16 protein-coding genes and 2 pseudogenes are annotated in these 18,346 nt (G+C 59.2%); all 18 read left to right on the top strand.

The features are described from left to right. The first annotated feature begins 17 nt into the window (after positions 1 to 17). The 18 genes and pseudogenes from IF690_RS01005 (at position 18) to IF690_RS00925 (ending at position 18,305) form a co-directional block, all read left to right on the top strand. On the top strand, positions 18 to 815 hold the full coding sequence (locus IF690_RS01005; protein ID WP_009051700.1) for a ParA family protein: 798 nt from the start codon (positions 18 to 20) through the stop codon (positions 813 to 815). 9 nt (positions 816 to 824) lie between these two features. After that, positions 825 to 1,697 carry a ParB/RepB/Spo0J family partition protein gene (locus tag IF690_RS01000; RefSeq protein ID WP_102676302.1) on the top strand — a complete coding sequence of 291 codons (873 nt, stop codon included), beginning with the start codon at positions 825 to 827 and terminating at the stop codon, positions 1,695 to 1,697. 148 nt (positions 1,698 to 1,845) lie between these two features. Next, positions 1,846 to 2,253: a F0F1 ATP synthase subunit I gene (locus tag IF690_RS00995; RefSeq protein ID WP_016703952.1), complete on the top strand. Its 408-nt coding sequence runs from the start codon at positions 1,846 to 1,848 to the stop codon at positions 2,251 to 2,253. 16 nt (positions 2,254 to 2,269) lie between these two features. After that, complete coding sequence (atpB, locus tag IF690_RS00990) at positions 2,270 to 3,139, top strand: F0F1 ATP synthase subunit A (RefSeq protein ID WP_124322973.1); 870 nt, start codon at positions 2,270 to 2,272, stop codon at positions 3,137 to 3,139. A 133-nt stretch (positions 3,140 to 3,272) separates the two neighbouring features. Further along, positions 3,273 to 3,530 carry a F0F1 ATP synthase subunit C gene (atpE, locus tag IF690_RS00985; protein ID WP_002555987.1) on the top strand — a complete coding sequence of 86 codons (258 nt, stop codon included), beginning with the start codon at positions 3,273 to 3,275 and terminating at the stop codon, positions 3,528 to 3,530. A 57-nt stretch (positions 3,531 to 3,587) separates the two neighbouring features. After that, positions 3,588 to 4,058: a F0F1 ATP synthase subunit B gene (locus IF690_RS00980; RefSeq protein ID WP_007924504.1), complete on the top strand. Its 471-nt coding sequence runs from the start codon at positions 3,588 to 3,590 to the stop codon at positions 4,056 to 4,058. Positions 4,059 to 4,070: 12 nt separating this feature from the next. Beyond that, positions 4,071 to 4,607, top strand: coding sequence for a F0F1 ATP synthase subunit delta (locus tag IF690_RS00975; RefSeq protein WP_007924505.1), 537 nt, complete (start codon positions 4,071 to 4,073; stop codon positions 4,605 to 4,607). A gap of 21 nt (positions 4,608 to 4,628) precedes the next feature. Next, entirely contained in the window at positions 4,629 to 6,173 is a 1,545-nt protein-coding gene (atpA, locus tag IF690_RS00970; protein WP_009051698.1) for a F0F1 ATP synthase subunit alpha, read from the top strand. A gap of 50 nt (positions 6,174 to 6,223) precedes the next feature. Further along, the gene (gene atpG / locus IF690_RS00965) at positions 6,224 to 7,084 is read left to right on the top strand and encodes a F0F1 ATP synthase subunit gamma (RefSeq protein ID WP_007924507.1); all 861 of its coding nucleotides are present in this window, start codon (positions 6,224 to 6,226) and stop codon (positions 7,082 to 7,084) included. A gap of 27 nt (positions 7,085 to 7,111) precedes the next feature. After that, entirely contained in the window at positions 7,112 to 8,488 is a 1,377-nt protein-coding gene (atpD, locus tag IF690_RS00960) for a F0F1 ATP synthase subunit beta (RefSeq protein ID WP_009041461.1), read from the top strand. Between the two features lie 45 nt (positions 8,489 to 8,533). Further along, positions 8,534 to 8,959 (top strand): F0F1 ATP synthase subunit epsilon, encoded by a 426-nt coding sequence (locus IF690_RS00955; RefSeq protein WP_202698494.1) that lies wholly within the window; start codon positions 8,534 to 8,536, stop codon positions 8,957 to 8,959. Between the two features lie 113 nt (positions 8,960 to 9,072). After that, complete coding sequence (glmU, locus tag IF690_RS00950; protein ID WP_202698493.1) at positions 9,073 to 10,440, top strand: bifunctional UDP-N-acetylglucosamine diphosphorylase/glucosamine-1-phosphate N-acetyltransferase GlmU; 1,368 nt, start codon at positions 9,073 to 9,075, stop codon at positions 10,438 to 10,440. A 226-nt stretch (positions 10,441 to 10,666) separates the two neighbouring features. Next, on the top strand, positions 10,667 to 11,434 hold the full coding sequence (locus IF690_RS00945) for a DeoR/GlpR family DNA-binding transcription regulator (protein ID WP_202698492.1): 768 nt from the start codon (positions 10,667 to 10,669) through the stop codon (positions 11,432 to 11,434). Between the two features lie 10 nt (positions 11,435 to 11,444). Continuing rightward, positions 11,445 to 13,292: a glutamine--fructose-6-phosphate transaminase (isomerizing) gene (gene glmS, locus IF690_RS00940; protein WP_202698491.1), complete on the top strand. Its 1,848-nt coding sequence runs from the start codon at positions 11,445 to 11,447 to the stop codon at positions 13,290 to 13,292. A 301-nt stretch (positions 13,293 to 13,593) separates the two neighbouring features. Further along, complete coding sequence (locus IF690_RS00935; RefSeq protein ID WP_202698490.1) at positions 13,594 to 14,562, top strand: fimbrial protein; 969 nt, start codon at positions 13,594 to 13,596, stop codon at positions 14,560 to 14,562. Positions 14,563 to 14,597: 35 nt separating this feature from the next. After that, positions 14,598 to 14,859: pseudogene (locus IF690_RS29210) on the top strand (hypothetical protein); the annotation flags it as partial. Between the two features lie 34 nt (positions 14,860 to 14,893). After that, positions 14,894 to 15,058: pseudogene (locus IF690_RS00930) on the top strand (EAL domain-containing protein); the annotation flags it as partial. 79 nt (positions 15,059 to 15,137) lie between these two features. After that, a complete protein-coding gene (locus tag IF690_RS00925; RefSeq protein WP_202698489.1) occupies positions 15,138 to 18,305 on the top strand; it encodes a hybrid sensor histidine kinase/response regulator in 3,168 nt (1,055 codons plus the stop codon). The last annotated feature ends 41 nt before the right edge of the window (positions 18,306 to 18,346 follow it).

The following is an 18,346-nucleotide window of genomic DNA, read 5'->3' as shown; positions in this document are numbered from 1 at the left end:
TGGGAACACAAGCAAGAATGGCTAAGGTATTCGCGATAGCGAACCAGAAAGGTGGTGTGGGCAAGACCACCACCTGCATCAACCTCGCAGCATCGCTGGTTGCTACCAAGCGCCGGGTGCTGTTGATCGATCTCGATCCACAGGGCAACGCCACCATGGGTAGCGGTGTGGATAAACATGGCCTGGAAAATTCGGTCTACGACCTGCTGATCGGCGAATGCGATCTGGCCCAGGCCATGCACTACTCCGAGCACGGCGGTTATCAACTGCTGCCGGCGAACCGCGACCTGACCGCGGCGGAAGTCGTTCTGCTGGAAATGCAGATGAAGGAAAGCCGCCTGCGCAGCGCCCTGGCGCCAATCCGGGAAAACTACGATTACATTCTGATCGACTGCCCGCCGTCGCTGTCGATGCTCACACTCAATGCCCTGGTTGCCGCCGATGGGGTCATTATCCCCATGCAGTGCGAGTACTTTGCGCTCGAAGGGCTGAGCGACCTTGTGGATAACATCAAGCGCATCTCTGAATTGCTCAATCCGAACCTCAAGGTCGAAGGCTTGCTGCGGACCATGTACGACCCGCGGTTGAGCCTGATGAACGATGTGTCTGCGCAGCTCAAGGAACACTTCGGCGATCAGCTGTACGACACGGTGATCCCGCGCAACATCCGTCTGGCGGAAGCCCCCAGTTATGGCATGCCGGCGTTGGCCTACGACAAACAGTCCCGCGGTGCCATCGCCTACCTGGCCCTCGCTGGCGAGATGGTTCGTCGGCAACGGAAAAATTCACGCGCAGCTGCCGCCCAGCCAACTTAAGGAATCCCCATGGCCGTCAAGAAACGAGGTCTCGGACGTGGACTGGATGCACTGTTGAGTGGTCCGACTGTCAGTGCACTGGAAGAACAAGCGGTGCAAGCCGATGTGCGTGAGCTACAGCATCTGCCGCTGGACCTGATCCAGCGTGGCAAGTATCAGCCGCGCAGGGACATGGACCCACAGGCACTGGAAGAACTGGCGAGCTCGATCAAGACTCAGGGCGTGATGCAGCCGATCGTGGTGCGTCCGATCGGTTCCGGCCGTTTTGAAATCATCGCCGGCGAGCGCCGCTGGCGCGCCAGCCAGCAGGCGGGCCAGGAAACCATCCCGGCAATGGTCCGCGATGTGCCGGACGAAACCGCCATCGCCATGGCGCTGATCGAGAATATCCAGCGCGAAGATCTCAATCCCATCGAGGAAGCGGTTGCCCTGCAGCGCCTGCAGCAGGAATTCCAGCTGACTCAGCAGCAGGTTGCCGAGGCTGTGGGTAAGTCCCGCGTCACCGTAGCCAACTTGCTGCGCCTGATCGCTTTGCCTGAAGTGATCAAGACCATGCTGTCCCATGGCGACCTGGAAATGGGTCATGCCCGTGCCTTGCTGGGTTTGCCGGAAAATCAACAGGTTGAAGGGGCGCGACACGTTGTCGCACGCGGCCTCACCGTTCGCCAGACCGAAGCCCTGGTTCGCCAGTGGCTCAGTGGCAAACAGCAGCCTGCCGAACCCGTCAAACCCGACCCGGATATCGCGCGCCTGGAGCAGCGCCTGGCCGAACGCCTGGGCTCTGCGGTGCAGATTCGTCATGGAAAGAAAGGAAAGGGTCAGTTGGTCATCGGGTATAACTCCCTCGATGAGCTTCAAGGCGTCCTTGCACACATTCGCTGAAACATTTCCTCATGTAGCGTGCAGTCGGAAATCACTACCCGGCAGTTGAATAGGGGCTGAACCGCCCCTATACTCTGCGCGCATTTTGTCGGCACAAATTATGCCAAGTTATTGAATTCTGGCAGCCGACCCATGAGGAGCAAGAGTGATGGAAACCCGCACGCCAAACCGCTTGCCGTTCCATCGCTTGGCGGTTTTCCCGGTTTTATTGGCTCAATTGGTCGTTTTACTGCTGGCCGCCTTGGCGCTCTGGCAATGGCATGGAGTCGTAGCCGGATACTCAGGCCTTTGCGGGGGACTGATAGCCTTGCTACCCAATGTGTATTTCGCTCACAGGGCATTTCGGTTTTCCGGCGCCCGAGCAGCTCAAGCCATCGTCCGGTCTTTTTATGCCGGCGAGGCGGGCAAACTGATTTTGACGGCAGTGCTCTTTGCATTGACGTTCGCAGGTGTGAAGCCATTGGCGCCGCTAGCTGTATTCGGCGTCTTCGTGCTGACCCAACTGGTCAGCTGGTTCGCTCCCCTGCTTATGAGAACAAGACTTTCGAGACCTTAGGGCGTTTGAGGCAACCATGGCAGAAACAACCGCTTCGGGCTATATCCAGCACCACTTGCAGAACCTGACCTTCGGTCAGCTACCTAATGGCGGCTGGGGCTTTGCCCACACCGCAGCAGAAGCCAAAGAAATGGGCTTCTGGGCATTCCACGTCGATACCCTCGGCTGGTCTGTGGCGTTGGGTCTGATCTTCGTTCTTCTTTTCCGCATGGCGGCCAAGAAGGCAACTTCCGGTCAGCCAGGTGCTTTGCAGAACTTCGTTGAAGTATTGGTCCAGTTCGTCGATGGCAGCGTGAAAGACAGCTTCCATGGCCGTAGCCCAGTGATTGCACCGCTGGCACTGACCATCTTCGTCTGGGTGTTCCTGATGAACGCCATCGACCTGATCCCGGTCGACTGGATTCCTCAGCTGGCCATCCTGATCTCCGGCGATGCACACATTCCTTTCCGCGCCGTATCGACTACCGACCCGAACGCCACCCTGGCCATGGCCTTCTCGGTATTCGCACTGATCATTTTCTACAGCATCAAGATCAAGGGGATCGGTGGCTTCATCGGCGAACTGACCCTGCACCCGTTCGGCAGCAAGAACATCTTCGTTCAGGCGCTGCTGATTCCGGTGAACTTCCTGCTTGAATTCGTGACGCTGGTAGCCAAGCCAATCTCCCTGGCACTGCGTCTGTTCGGCAACATGTACGCTGGCGAACTGGTGTTCATCCTGATCGCCGTGATGTTCGGCAGCGGCCTGCTCTGGCTCAGCGGCCTGGGCGTGGTGCTGCAATGGGCGTGGGCTGTGTTCCACATCCTGATCATCACCCTGCAAGCGTTTATCTTCATGATGCTGACCATCGTCTACCTGTCGATGGCGCACGAAGAGAACCATTAAGACCAGTCTCGATCGGTCTGATGTCCCTCCCGGTCAAACGGGAGGGGGCCCGTCTAGGGCACGATGAAACGATTTGTTTTACCGCTTTAATCTAAAAAACCTAAACCATACGACGTAAAAGTCGGGAGGAAAGATGGAAACTGTAGTTGGTCTAACCGCTATCGCTGTTGCACTGTTGATCGGCCTGGGCGCACTGGGTACCGCAATTGGTTTCGGCCTGTTGGGCGGCAAGTTCCTGGAAGGCGCTGCGCGTCAGCCAGAGATGGTTCCAATGCTGCAAGTTAAAATGTTCATCGTTGCCGGCCTGCTCGACGCCGTAACCATGATCGGCGTTGGTATCGCTCTGTTCTTCACCTTCGCGAACCCCTTCGTTGGTCAACTCGCTGGCTAATCACTCGAATTTTCGAGTTGATTGGTGTGATGGACAACGAACGAGCGAGGTGTTGGCGTGAACATTAATGCAACCCTGATTGGCCAGTCCGTTGCGTTCTTCATTTTTGTACTGTTTTGCATGAAGTTCGTGTGGCCTCCGGTCATCGCGGCTTTGCACGAACGTCAGAAGAAGATCGCGGATGGACTGGACGCTGCCAGCCGAGCAGCTCGCGACCTGGAACTGGCCCAAGAGAAAGCGGGTCAGCAACTGCGCGAAGCAAAAGCTCAGGCAGCCGAAATCATTGAGCAAGCCAAGAAACGCGGTAACCAGATCGTCGAAGAGGCCGTTGAAAAAGCCCGTGTCGACGCTGACCGTGTGAAGGTTCAGGCTCAGGCCGAGATCGAGCAGGAACTGAACAGTGTCAAAGACGCGCTGCGTGCCCAACTGGGTGTGCTGGCCGTTGGCGGCGCCGAGAAGATCCTGGGCGCCACAATCGATCAAAACGCGCACGCGGAGCTGGTTAACAAACTGGCTGCTGAAATTTAAGCGAGGGCGATCATGGCAGAACTGACCACGTTGGCCCGACCTTACGCTAAGGCGGCCTTCGAGCACGCTCAGGCCCACCAGCAGCTGGCCTCTTGGTCAGCCATGCTCGGCCTGGCTGCAGCGGTGTCGCAAGACGACACCATGCGGCGCGTGCTCAAGGCCCCGCGACTGACGAGCGCAGACAAGGCCGCCACGTTTATCGACGTGTGCGGCGACAAGTTCGATGCCAAGGCACAGAATTTCATCCATGTCGTTGCCGAAAACGACCGTCTCCTGCTTCTGCCGGAGATCGCCGCCCTGTTCGACCTGTACAAGGCCGAGCAAGAGAAGTCGGTAGATGTGGAAGTCACCAGTGCTTTTGCGTTGAACCAAGAACAGCAAGACAAACTCGCCAAGGTTCTCAGTGCACGACTCGACCGGGAAGTGCGCCTGCAAGTTGCGGAGGACGCTGCCCTGATTGGTGGTGTCGTCATCCGCGCCGGCGACCTGGTTATCGATGGCTCGATTCGCGGCAAAATCGCGAAACTTGCCGAAGCATTGAAATCTTGAGTTTGAAGGGGCAGCAGAGCAATGCAGCAACTCAATCCTTCCGAAATAAGTGAAATTATCAAGGGCCGCATCGAAAAGCTCGATGTGACCTCTCAAGCCCGTAACGAAGGCACTGTCGTCAGCGTTTCTGACGGTATCGTGCGGATTCACGGTCTGGCCGACGTCATGTACGGCGAGATGATCGAGTTTCCGGGCGGTGTCTACGGTATGGCACTCAACCTCGAGCAAGACTCCGTAGGTGCCGTTGTACTGGGCGCATACACGACTCTGGCTGAAGGCATGAGCGCCAAGTGCACCGGCCGCATCCTCGAAGTTCCGGTTGGTAAGGAACTGCTGGGTCGCGTAGTCGACGCACTGGGTAACCCAGTTGACGGCAAAGGTCCGCTGAACAACACCGAGACCGACGCGGTCGAGAAAGTTGCTCCAGGCGTGATCTGGCGTAAGTCGGTAGACCAGCCTGTACAGACTGGCTACAAGGCTGTCGATGCCATGATCCCGGTCGGCCGTGGCCAGCGTGAGCTGATCATCGGTGACCGTCAGATCGGTAAGACTGCTCTGGCGATCGACGCGATCATCAACCAGAAAGACAGCGGCATCTTCTGCGTATACGTAGCCGTGGGTCAGAAGCAATCGACCATCGCCAACGTTGTTCGCAAGCTGGAAGAAAACGGCGCTCTGGCCAACACCATCATCGTGGCTGCCAGTGCTTCCGAATCCGCTGCCCTGCAATTCCTGGCACCGTACTCCGGTTGCACCATGGGCGAATACTTCCGCGACCGCGGTGAAGACGCGCTGATCGTTTATGACGATCTGTCCAAGCAAGCAGTGGCTTACCGCCAGATTTCCCTGCTGCTGCGCCGTCCACCAGGCCGTGAAGCTTACCCAGGCGACGTGTTCTATCTCCACTCCCGTCTGCTGGAGCGCGCATCCCGCGTTTCGGAAGAGTACGTAGAGAAGTTCACCAACGGCGCGGTAACTGGCAAGACCGGTTCCCTGACTGCACTGCCGATCATCGAAACCCAGGCTGGCGACGTTTCCGCGTTCGTTCCGACCAACGTGATCTCCATCACCGACGGTCAGATCTTCCTGGAATCGGCCATGTTCAACTCCGGCATCCGTCCGGCAGTGAACGCCGGTGTTTCGGTATCCCGTGTAGGTGGCGCCGCTCAGACCAAGATCATCAAGAAGCTGTCCGGTGGTATCCGTACCGCTCTGGCTCAGTACCGTGAACTGGCGGCATTCGCCCAGTTCGCTTCTGACCTGGACGAAGCGACCCGCAAGCAACTTGAACACGGTCAGCGCGTTACCGAGCTGATGAAGCAGAAGCAATACGCGCCTATGTCCATCGCTGACATGTCGCTGTCGCTGTATGCCGCTGAACGTGGGTTCCTGACTGACGTCGAAATCGCCAAGATCGGTAGCTTCGAACAAGCGCTGATTGCTTACTTCAACCGCGATCACGCCGATTTGATGGCGAAGATCAACGTGAAGGGTGACTTCAATGACGAAATCGACGCTGGCCTGAAAGCCGGTATCGAGAAGTTCAAGGCCACCCAAACCTGGTAAGCCGCAGCGGGGGCCGCGAGGCTCCCGCTTGCTAACCTGATAGGTGTTACATGGCAGGCGCAAAAGAGATTCGCAGTAAGATTGCGAGCATCAAAAGCACGCAAAAGATTACCAGCGCCATGGAAAAAGTGGCGGTCAGCAAAATGCGCAAGGCACAAATGCGCATGGCTGCTAGCCGTCCTTACGCGGAGCGCATCCGCCAGGTTATTGGTCATCTGGCCAACGCCAACCCGGAATATCGCCACCCGTTCATGATCGACCGTGCAATCAAGCGCGTCGGTTATATCGTGGTGAGCAGTGACCGTGGTCTGTGCGGTGGTTTGAATACCAACCTGTTCAAGGCTTTGGTCAAGGACATGGCGGTAAACCGCGAAAATGGCGTCGAGATCGATCTGTGCGTGGTTGGCAGCAAAGGTGCGGCTTTCTTCCGTAACTTCGGCGGTAACGTCGTCGCTGCAATCAGCCACCTGGGTGAAGAGCCGTCGATCAATGACCTGATCGGCAGCGTCAAGGTGATGCTGGATGCCTACCTGGACGGCCGGATTGACCGCCTGTCCGTGGTGTCCAACAAGTTCATCAACACCATGACGCAACAGCCTACGGTGGAGCAGTTGATTCCGCTGGTGGCAACCCCGGATCAAGAACTCAAGCACCACTGGGACTATCTCTACGAACCGGACGCCAAAGAGCTGCTTGACGGCTTGATGGTTCGCTACGTGGAGTCGCAGGTCTACCAGGCGGTGGTCGAGAACAACGCGGCTGAACAAGCTGCGCGGATGATCGCGATGAAGAACGCTACCGACAACGCCGGTGATTTGATCAGCGATTTGCAGCTGATCTACAACAAGGCGCGTCAGGCTGCGATCACCCAAGAGATCTCGGAAATCGTCGGCGGCGCTGCCGCGGTTTAACGGTTCAAATATTCAGAGGATCCAGCTATGAGTAGCGGACGTATCGTTCAAATCATCGGCGCCGTTATCGACGTGGAATTTCCACGCGACAGCGTACCGAGCATCTACGACGCCTTGAAGGTTCAAGGCGCCGAAACCACTCTGGAAGTTCAGCAGCAGCTGGGCGACGGCGTGGTACGTACCATTGCGATGGGCTCCACCGAGGGCTTGAAGCGCGGTCTGGACGTCAACAACACTGGCGCAGCCATCTCCGTACCGGTCGGTAAAGCGACCCTGGGCCGGATCATGGACGTACTGGGCAACCCGATCGACGAAGCTGGCCCGATCGGCGAAGAAGAGCGTTGGGGCATTCACCGTCCAGCGCCGACCTTCGCTGAACAAGCTGGCGGCAACGACCTCCTGGAAACCGGCATCAAGGTTATCGACCTGGTTTGCCCGTTCGCCAAGGGCGGTAAAGTCGGTCTGTTCGGTGGTGCCGGTGTGGGCAAAACCGTAAACATGATGGAACTGATCCGTAACATCGCCATCGAGCACAGCGGTTATTCCGTGTTCGCCGGTGTGGGTGAGCGTACTCGTGAGGGTAACGACTTCTACCACGAGATGAAGGATTCCAACGTTCTGGACAAAGTGGCACTGGTATACGGCCAGATGAACGAGCCGCCGGGAAACCGTCTGCGCGTAGCTCTGACCGGCCTGACCATGGCCGAGAAGTTCCGTGACGAAGGTAACGACGTTCTGCTGTTCGTTGACAACATCTATCGTTACACCCTGGCCGGTACCGAAGTATCCGCACTGCTGGGCCGTATGCCTTCCGCAGTAGGCTACCAGCCGACCCTGGCCGAAGAGATGGGCGTTCTGCAAGAACGTATCACTTCGACCAAGCAAGGCTCGATCACCTCGATCCAAGCGGTATACGTACCTGCGGACGACTTGACCGACCCGTCGCCAGCGACCACCTTCGCCCACTTGGACGCCACCGTCGTACTGTCCCGTGACATCGCTTCCCTGGGTATCTACCCAGCGGTAGATCCACTGGACTCGACTTCCCGTCAGCTGGACCCGAACGTGATCGGCAACGAGCACTACGAAACCGCTCGCGGTGTTCAGTATGTGCTGCAGCGCTACAAAGAGCTGAAGGACATCATTGCGATCCTGGGTATGGACGAACTGTCCGAAGCCGACAAGCAACTGGTATCCCGCGCACGTAAGATCCAGCGCTTCCTGTCGCAGCCGTTCTTCGTGGCTGAAGTCTTCACTGGTTCTCCAGGCAAATACGTTTCCCTGAAAGACACCATCGCTGGCTTCAAAGGCATCCTCAACGGTGACTACGACCATCTACCAGAACAAGCGTTCTACATGGTTGGTGGCATCGAAGAAGCGATCGAGAAAGCCAAGAAACTGTAATCCCGGCGCCCGGCAACGGGCGCTAATTTAGGTTGAGGCAAGCAGATGGCTATGACAGTCCATTGCGATATCGTCAGCGCGGAAGGAGAAATCTTCTCCGGTCTGGTCGAGATGGTGGTCGCACACGGCGAGCTGGGGGATCTTGGTATCGCCCTGGGTCACGCTCCGCTGATCACTAATCTGAAACCAGGTCCGATCCGCTTGATCAAGCAGGGCGGGGAAACCGAGGTGTTCTACATCTCCGGTGGTTTCCTCGAGGTTCAGCCGAACATGGTCAAGGTTCTTGCCGACACCGTGCAGCGTGCTGCCGACCTGGACGAAGCCTCCGCTCAGGAAGCCGTCAAGGCTGCCGAGAAGGCCTTGCATGAAAAAGGCTCGGAGTTCGACTACAGTGCCGCTGCTGCACGTCTGGCTGAGGCCGCAGCCCAGCTGCGCACCGTCCAGCAGATCCGCAAGAAATTCGGCGGCTAAGCCGCGGGATTTCCGCGTGATTGATTAAAAAGGGTAGCCTCGGCTACCCTTTTTCTTTTTTTGCAATTCACCTCATGGTCGCAGTCGCTGACCACTCAGGATTGGTAGCAGTCATGTCTCTTGAAATCGTTATTCTCGCTGCCGGTCAAGGCACTCGCATGCGTTCGTCGTTGCCCAAGGTCCTGCATCCGGTGGCAGGCAACTCCATGTTGGGTCATGTTATCCACAGCGCCCGGCAACTCGATCCACAACGCATCCATGTCGTCATCGGTCACGGTGCCGATGCGGTGCGCGAGCGCCTGGCGGCGGATGACCTGAATTTCGTGCTACAGGACAAGCAGCTCGGCACCGGCCACGCCGTGGCCCAGGCCGTACCCTTCATCACCGCCGACACCGTGCTGATCCTTTACGGCGATGTGCCGCTGATCGAGGTGGAAACCCTGCAACGCCTGCTCAAGCAGGCAGGCCCCGAGCAACTGGGCCTGCTCACTGTCGAGCTGGCCGATCCGACCGGTTACGGCCGCATCGTGCGTGACGCTGCCGGCAAGGTGACCGCTATTGTCGAGCAGAAGGACACCAACGAAGCCCAGCGCGCGATCACCGAAGGCAATACCGGCATTCTCGCGGTACCGGCCAATCGTCTCGGCGACTGGATGGGCCGGCTGTCGAACAACAACGCCCAGGGCGAGTATTACCTGACCGACGTGATCGCCATGGCGGTCAGCGACGGCCTGGCGGTGGCCACCGAGCAACCCCACGACGCCATGGAAGTGCAGGGCGCCAACGATCGCAAGCAGCTGGCCGAGCTGGAGCGTCATTATCAGCTGCGGGCGGCCCGTCGCCTGATGGCCCAGGGCGTGACCCTGCGCGATCCCGCACGTTTCGACGTGCGTGGCGAAGTCAGCGTCGGCCGCGATGTGCTGATCGACATCAACGTGATCCTCGAAGGTCGCGTGGTCATCGAGGATGACGTGGTGATCGGCCCGAACTGCGTGATCAAGGACAGCACCCTGCGCAAGGGCGTGGTGATCAAGGCCAACAGCCATATCGAAGGCGCTGTGCTGGGCGAGGGCAGCGATGCCGGCCCGTTCGCTCGCCTGCGTCCGGGTACCGTCCTTGATGCCCGTGCCCATGTGGGTAACTTTGTCGAGTTGAAGAACGCGCACATGGGCGAGGGCGCCAAGGCCGGGCACCTGGCCTACCTGGGCGATGCCGAGATCGGGGCGCGCAGCAATATCGGCGCCGGCACCATCACCTGCAACTACGATGGCGCCAACAAGCATCGGACGGTGCTGGGCGAAGATGTATTCATCGGTTCGAACAATTCGCTGGTGGCGCCTGTGGATATCCAGGATGGCGCCACCACGGCGGCCGGTTCCACCATCAACCAGACTGTGGAAAAATCCCAGCTGGCCGTGGCCCGTGCCCGGCAGAAGAACATCGACGGTTGGAAACGCCCGGTGAAAATCAAGAAGAGCTGAGTTATCCACAGCCCGATGCAAGGTCGGTACTGTTCGTTCTGTCTATCGTGAGCAAATTCGTGGCTACAGGAGTGATACCCATCCTCCTGTAGCCGCGAGATGTCATCTCTGTGGATAATTCCTTCAGCTTGTTATCCACAGCATTTTTCATTTCCTTCGCTTGACGAATTTCCAGCAATAGGTTTTGATTGCTTCCGTTATCTTTCGAATCGAAACTTAAGTGCTCATGTCGAAACGCAATACGCCCCAGCGCCGTCACAATATTCTTGCCTTGCTCAATGAGCAGGGTGAGGTGAGCGTGGACGAGCTGGCTAAACGCTTCGAAACTTCGGAAGTTACGATCCGTAAGGACCTGGCGGCCCTGGAGAGCAACGGCCTGTTGCTGCGACGCTACGGTGGCGCGATCACCATGCCGCAGGAGCTGGTCAGCGAGATTGGCCAGCCAGTCTCTCCCTACAAACAAGCCATCGCCCGCGCGGCGGTAGCGCGGATTCGCGAACACGCCCGCATCATCATCGACAGCGGCAGTACCACCGCGGCCATGATCCCCGAACTCGGCCAGCAGCCGGGCCTGGTGGTGATGACCAACTCGCTGCATGTGGCCAATGCCCTGAGCGAACTGGAGCACGAGCCGGTGCTGTTGATGACCGGCGGCACCTGGGACCCGCATTCCGAGTCGTTCCAGGGGCAGGTCGCCGAGCAGGTATTGCGTTCCTACGACTTCGACCAGCTGTTTATCGGTGCCGACGGCATCGATCTGGTGCGCGGGACCACCACCTTCAACGAGTTGCTCGGCCTGAGCCGGGTGATGGCCGAGGTGGCGCGGGAAGTCGTGGTGATGGTCGAGGCCGACAAGATCGGCCGCAAGATTCCCAACCTGGAGCTGCCCTGGAGCAGCGTCCATACCCTTATTACCGATGATCGCCTGCCTGCAGAGGCCCGCGACCAGATTCAGGCCCGCGGCATCACGCTGATTTGCGCGGCAGTCATCTAGGAGAGAAACCATGTGTGGAATTGTCGGTGCCGTTGCTGAACGGAATATCACGCCCATCCTGCTCGAAGGCCTCAAGCGCCTCGAATACCGCGGCTACGACAGCGCCGGGGTAGCGGTCCTGACCAACGATGGCAAGCTCGAGCGGATGCGTCGTCCGGGCAAGGTCAGCGAGCTGGAACAGGCCCTGGCCGGCGAGCCGCTGGTCGGTCGCCTGGGCATTGCCCACACCCGCTGGGCCACTCACGGCGCGCCGTGCGAACGCAACGCCCACCCACATTTCTCCGGTGACCTGGCGGTTGTACACAACGGCATCATCGAGAACCATGAAGCCCTGCGCGAGCAGCTCAAAGGCCTGGGTTACGTGTTCACCTCGGACACCGACACCGAAGTCATCGCCCACCTGTTGAGCCACAAGATCAAGGACCTGGGCGACCTGACCGTGGCCCTGAAAGCCACCGTCAAGGAGCTGCACGGCGCCTATGGCCTGGCTGTGATCAGCGCCAGCCAGCCGGACCGCCTGGTCGCCGCCCGCAGCGGCAGCCCGCTGGTGATCGGCCTGGGCCTGGGTGAGAACTTCCTGGCTTCCGACCAACTGGCCCTGCGTCAGGTAACCGACCGCTTCATGTACCTGGAAGAGGGCGATATCGCCGAGATTCGCCGCGACAGCGTGCAGATCTGGAATGTCGACGGTAAAGCGGTAGAGCGCGAAGCCGTGCAATACCGTGACGGTGCCGAAGCCGCCGAGAAAGGTGAGTTCCGCCACTTCATGCTCAAGGAAATCCACGAGCAGCCAGCCGTGGTGCAACGCACCCTCGAAGGCCGCCTGAGCCCGAACCAGGTGCTGGTCCAGGCCTTCGGTCCACAGGCCGCCGAGCTGTTCGCCAAAGTGCGCAATGTCCAGATCGTTGCCTGCGGTACCAGCTACCACGCCGGCATGGTTGCTCGTTACTGGCTGGAAGAACTGGCCGGGATTCCGTGCCAGGTCGAAGTGGCCAGCGAATTCCGCTACCGCAAGGTGGTGGTGCAGCCGGACACCCTGTTCGTGACCATCTCCCAGTCCGGCGAAACTGCCGACACCCTGGCCGCCCTGCGTAATGCAAAGGAGCTTCCTAGAGAAGAAGGGGGTTTCCTCGCCAGCCTGGCAATCTGCAACGTCGGCATCAGCTCGCTGGTGCGTGAATCCGACCTGACCCTGCTGACCCAGGCCGGTCGCGAGATCGGCGTGGCCTCCACCAAAGCCTTCACCACCCAGCTGGTGGGCCTGCTGTTGTTGACCCTGTCCCTGGGCCAGGTCCGTGGCACCCTGGGCGAAGGCGTCGAAGCCACCCTGGTGGAAGAACTGCGGCGCTTGCCAACCCGCCTGGGCGAAGCCCTGGCGATGGACGGCACGGTGGAAAAAATCGCCGAGCTGTTCGCCGAGAAGCACCACACCCTGTTCCTCGGTCGTGGCGCGCAGTTCCCGGTGGCGATGGAAGGGGCACTCAAGCTCAAGGAGATCTCCTACATCCACGCCGAAGCCTACCCGGCCGGCGAGCTCAAGCACGGTCCGCTGGCCCTTGTGGATAACGACATGCCGGTGGTCACCGTGGCGCCGAACAACGAGCTGCTGGAGAAACTCAAGTCCAACCTGCAGGAAGTCCGCGCCCGTGGCGGCGAGCTGATCGTCTTCGCCGATGAGAAAGCCGGCATGACCAACGGCGAGGGCACGCATGTTATCCACATGCCGCATATCCACGACATCCTGTCGCCGATCCTCTACACCCTCCCACTGCAACTGCTGTCGTATTACGTGGCGGTGCTCAAGGGCACTGACGTCGACCAGCCGCGCAACCTGGCCAAGTCAGTGACGGTGGAGTGAGTTATCCACAACCGGGTTGAATTCTTGGTTTCAGACAATAGATTTTGACACAATGCCAAAAGCCCCTGATTTCAGGGGCTTTTTCTTTTTTATGTCCTCCACTATATGTTCGACTTTGAATAGTGATCTTGCCGAAGGTTTAGTCTGGTACCTGTGATCAGACTTATCCACAGGGCTGATGATAAATTGGAAGTCAGGATGCAGGGCAGCAGCCACCTATTCTAAGAATCGTCTGATGTCCGTCGACATTTCAATTTATTAGGCTGCAACGCTCCTTGCATCAACCCGTATAGCCCTCTTCATGAAGTGTTTAAAATTTCAGCGCCCGCTGCTCGCCTTAGTCTCGGCGACCTTGCTGGCGTGCGCGTCGCAGGCCATGGCCGGCAGTTGCGAAGTCATCGATTCGATGACCGAAACCCTTAACTTCGGCGCCAGCCTGGCCAATACTAGCCTGATGATCCCCGCTGACGCGCCCAATGGAACGGTGGTCTATCAAGACACCGTGCAAGGGTCCGCCCACCGCTGGAAGTGCACGCTGGCTTCACAATATGGCGTACTGCTCAATCCCAGGCTGGGCACCGTCTCCGGCTCAGTATCGACCTTCCCGCTAGGCAAGACCGGGCTGTCATACCGCATCTGGATGGGGATGATGGATCGATACGAGTCGTCTTTACACACCATTGTGCCGAACCCCTTGTATGCCATCGAGGCCGGCAGTATCCGCCTGGAAATCATCAAGAGCGGCGAGCTGACTTCGCAGGTCAAGGTCGATGCTGGCGCCCTGGGTACCCTGCAAGACGATGACCTGATCCTGAAAAGATTCAATCTGAGCAACCCCATCGTGCTGAATGCGGCCTCGTGCCAGACCCCTTCCGTGCCGGTGCCCATGGGGGACGACTATCAACTCCACGACTTTCGCGAGGCTGGCGCCACACCTCGCAAGGTGCGGTTCAACATTGGCTTGAATCAGTGTCAGGCTGGTATCAAGAAAGTGACTTACTCGCTCAAGGCCAACACTCCGGTCATCGACGCTGCAAAAGGCATCGTTTCGCTCAACGACAGCTCCATCGCGAAAGGTATCGGCCTGCAATTGCTGGATGACGCCGGACATCCGATCGCGCTGAATACGACTTACCCGTTCGACGCATTCACTACCACTGGCACCAACTTCAAGATTCCCCTGTCGGCTTCGTATTACCGTCTGGCGACGGAGGAACTCAAGGCCGGTAGCGCCAACACCGAAGTCACCTTCATCGTGAACTACCTGTAACAAACTTAGGATCGTCTGATTTCCCGGCATCTGGCCGCAGCTACATGAGCCGCGGCATCGCCGAAGCGCATACCTTTCACCACCCGCGAAGCACTCCTGGAAAGTCTGAGCCTGTCGGCCACGCGCAGGGCCAAGATCGATGGTCCGCTTTCCGATGAAGAGATACGCCTGTTGCCGGGACAAACGCCGGGCCAGCAGTGGAGTATCTGGCTGTCCCGGCGCATGCGCGATTACCTCAAAGCCAAGCAGTTGAACCTGATCTACGTCAGCGGCGATTCCCAGGCCATGCTGGATCGGACACCTGTATTTGCAGAACCTGTTCAACGAGTTGTTGGGCTCGACCGTGGTGGCAGAGGGTGTGGAAACCGCGCAAGAACTTGCTCTGTTGCGTAAAATCGACTGCACTCAGGTTCAGGGTTTCCTGATCTCCCACGCCGTGTCTTCGGATCAGTTCCAGCAATTGCTGACCCATGACGGGCCGGCGAACGCTTATTGACCCGCAGGCGGGTGTTGACACTTGTTATCGAGGTCAATGTGTCCAAAGACTTTCCCATCACTGCGGTCCAGGCACGCTGATGCCGCATCCCGATACCGTCCTGGAAAAACTCGCCAGCAGTTCATCGCGTCTGAACAAGGGCTTGCTGGTGCTCACCGCTCTTGTGTTGCTGTTGCTGGGCATCAGCTACGTGGGGGTGATGCGCATGATCAAAGAACGGCGCGATACCTTGCAGTTTCATTTTGCCGCACTGATGGAGAATGTCCGCGAACAGGAAGTGTTCCTGCGGGATATCGCCCGGGAAAGTGCCAAGGAAGAGCGACTGCCCACGAGCACGTTTCCGCCCCCGATACAAAAAGCCCTGCCCGAAGAAGGGCCGAACACCTATGAAGGCCGCGGCCTGCCGTTTTCGCTCCCCTATAGCCTGAAGATCAATTCGGACAAAATCGCCCCCGATCAATACCCCGGAATCTTCACGCTCGGCACTCACCTGGCCGCCTACTACAGCGCGTTCTGGTCGGCGTCGCACTATCAGTCGCCCCAGGTCGTCCTGGTCAATGGTCCCGACAACTTTGATGTGGTCGTGCCCGCCGCCGGACGTTTGCGCGGGGCGAACCCGATGCAGATCAGCGAATTGGTCCAGGCAATGACCCAAGTGAACAAGCGCATGCGCGAGCACAACTCGCCGCCGCGCGATCTTCAGGTGCACTGGGAGCCCTATTCATCCGCCCGCGACAACGGGACCGCGCCGACCCTGATGGCCTACGTGAACATCGACCTGGCCAAGAGCGCGCTGAGCATCGAGGGCGCCGATACCTGGGTGATACTGGCCTCGCTGCTGAATCTGTCTCAGGTCAACAACATCGAGCGGCTGATGAAGTGGTCGATCTACGACAACTTCACCTTGATCACGCCTGGCGGTGTGATCCTGACCGGCGACCTGAAACCCGGCCAGACGCTGCGCGACGGGGTGAACTTCAACCGCGACGGCCTGGTGTTCAAACTGACCAGCCCCGGCGAGGCGCACTGGACGGCGATCTACGTTATCAGTGTGCAGAGTTTTCTCGATTACGCGCTGTGGCCATTGCTGTTCCTGATCGCGCTGGTACTGGCGCTACTCGGCTGCAGTCGAGCCATCAATCGCTGGTACCGAACCCGGGTCATCCTGCCTGCGCAAAGCGCACATGCCAGCATCGCCGAAAGCGAGGCGTTCAGCCGCGTTGTGATCGATACGGCGCCGACCGGCCTGTGCGTGATCCGTCGTAGCGATCACCAGGTGCTTCTGGAAAACCAGCGTGCGCAGCAATGGCACGACAACAGTCAGTTGATGAACCTGCTCACATCGCGTACCGAGCCTGGCCACGCCGACATCGAGATTGGCGGGCGCCACCTGCATGTCGCCTTCGTGCCCACCCGTTACCAGGGCCAGGACGCCTGGCTGTGTGCATTGCATGACGTGACCCGGCATGTCGAGGACGCGATGGCGCTGGAAGATGCGCGCCAGGCCGCCGACTCGGCGAATCAGGCCAAGAGCCGGTTCCTCGCCACCATGAGCCATGAGATCCGTACCCCCCTGTACGGCGTGCTGGGCACCCTGGAACTGCTTGATCTGACGCCGCTCACCCCGCGCCAGCAGGATTACCTGCACACCATCCAGCGCTCCTCCGCCACATTGTTCCAACTGATCAGCGATGTGCTGGATGTGTCGAAAATCGAAGCCGGGCAGATGAACCTCGAGCTTCAGGATTTCTGCCCGCTGGAGCTGACCGAAGACACTGTGCGCGCCTACAGCGCCTTCGCCCGGTCCAAGGGGCTGAAACTCTATGCCTGCATTGACGCGACGCTGCCGGATCGGTTGCGCGGTGACCCGTTGCGGATTCGCCAGATCCTCAACAACCTGCTGAGCAACGCGATCAAGTTCACCGACAACGGTCGCGTAGTACTGCGGGTACGGGTGCTGGACAGTGTCGACGGTCGCGTCAACGTGCAGTGGCAGGTCAGTGATTCGGGTATGGGGATTTCCCTGGCGCAACAACGGCAACTGTTCGACCCGTTCTATCAGGTCAACGACGCCACCGAACAGGCCGGTGCCGGTCTCGGCCTGGCCATTTGCAAATGGCTGTGCGAATTGATGGCGGGCCAGTTGAACGTGGTCAGCGAACCCGGGCTGGGCAGCAGCTTCACCCTGCAACTCGGGCTGGAGCGCGTGCCCGGCGAGCTGGCCGATTGCCCCGGATTCAGCCCCGGCACCCCCGCCGTCTATGTGCGCGCGCCAGTCGCTGAGCTGGCACAACACCTCATCGCCTGGCTCAACCGCTTTGGCCTCGAATGCCGCCCGGTGACGGCCGATGCGCCAGAGCCATCGGCGCTGCTAGTAGAGGTTTCACCCCCCCCTCACACAACGCCCTGGCCCGGCCCAAGGATCATTGCCACACCGGACGGGCCCAACCCGTCGCAGCTTCGCGGTACCGACCGGGAAGTCAACGCCGACGATGTACGTGCGATTGCCTGGGCCATCTACATGGCCCGACACGGCGCCAGCACCGACAGTCATCCCTTGCCGCCGGAAAAAACCCGGCGCCTGAATCTGCAGGTGCTGGTGGCGGAAGACAACGTGATCAACTCCGCCATCATCAAGGAGCAACTGGAGGTGCTGGGCTGCTCGGTTACTGTTGCGGCCAATGGCGAACAGGCCCTGGCACAGTGGTCGCCCGGACGCTTCGACCTGGTGCTGACCGATGTCAACATGCCGATCATGAACGGTTACCAACTGGCGGCAGCGTTGCGCCAACAGGATCCGGCACTGCCGATCATCGGTGTCACCGCCAACGCCTTGCGCGAAGAAGGCGAACGCTGCGCCGCCGTCGGCATGAATGCCTGGATGGTCAAGCCGCTCAACCTCACCACCTTGCGCACGCACCTTGAAAAACACTGCAAAATCGCCCTGCCTGCGGCCATCGCCATGCCGATACAGCTGTCACCAAAAATGCGCGAATTGCTTGTCACGACTCTGCGCCAGGACATACACGCCACATTGGCGGCGCTGGATAACGCCGATGCCACTCGCGTGGCACAGCAACTGCACAGCATGGCCGGTGCGCTGGGTGCGGTGCAGGTCGAGGCCATGGCCGCAACGTTTGTCGACCTGGAATGTCGTTTGAGCGGCATGGCCGTGACCCGCGCCCTGAACCTGGAAGTCCGCCAGAACCTGGCTCGATTGAAAGACTTACTGGATACCCTGGAATAATTTCACTCTGGTAAATCACCCATGGAAACCTTCAACGTTGT

Source organism: Pseudomonas sp. SK3(2021) (assembly GCF_016772375.1).
Classification (GTDB): Bacteria; Pseudomonadota; Gammaproteobacteria; order Pseudomonadales; family Pseudomonadaceae; genus Aquipseudomonas; species Aquipseudomonas chlororaphis_I.
Note: the sequence above shows the minus strand (reverse complement) of the source record. Positions and strands in the feature narration are given on the sequence as shown.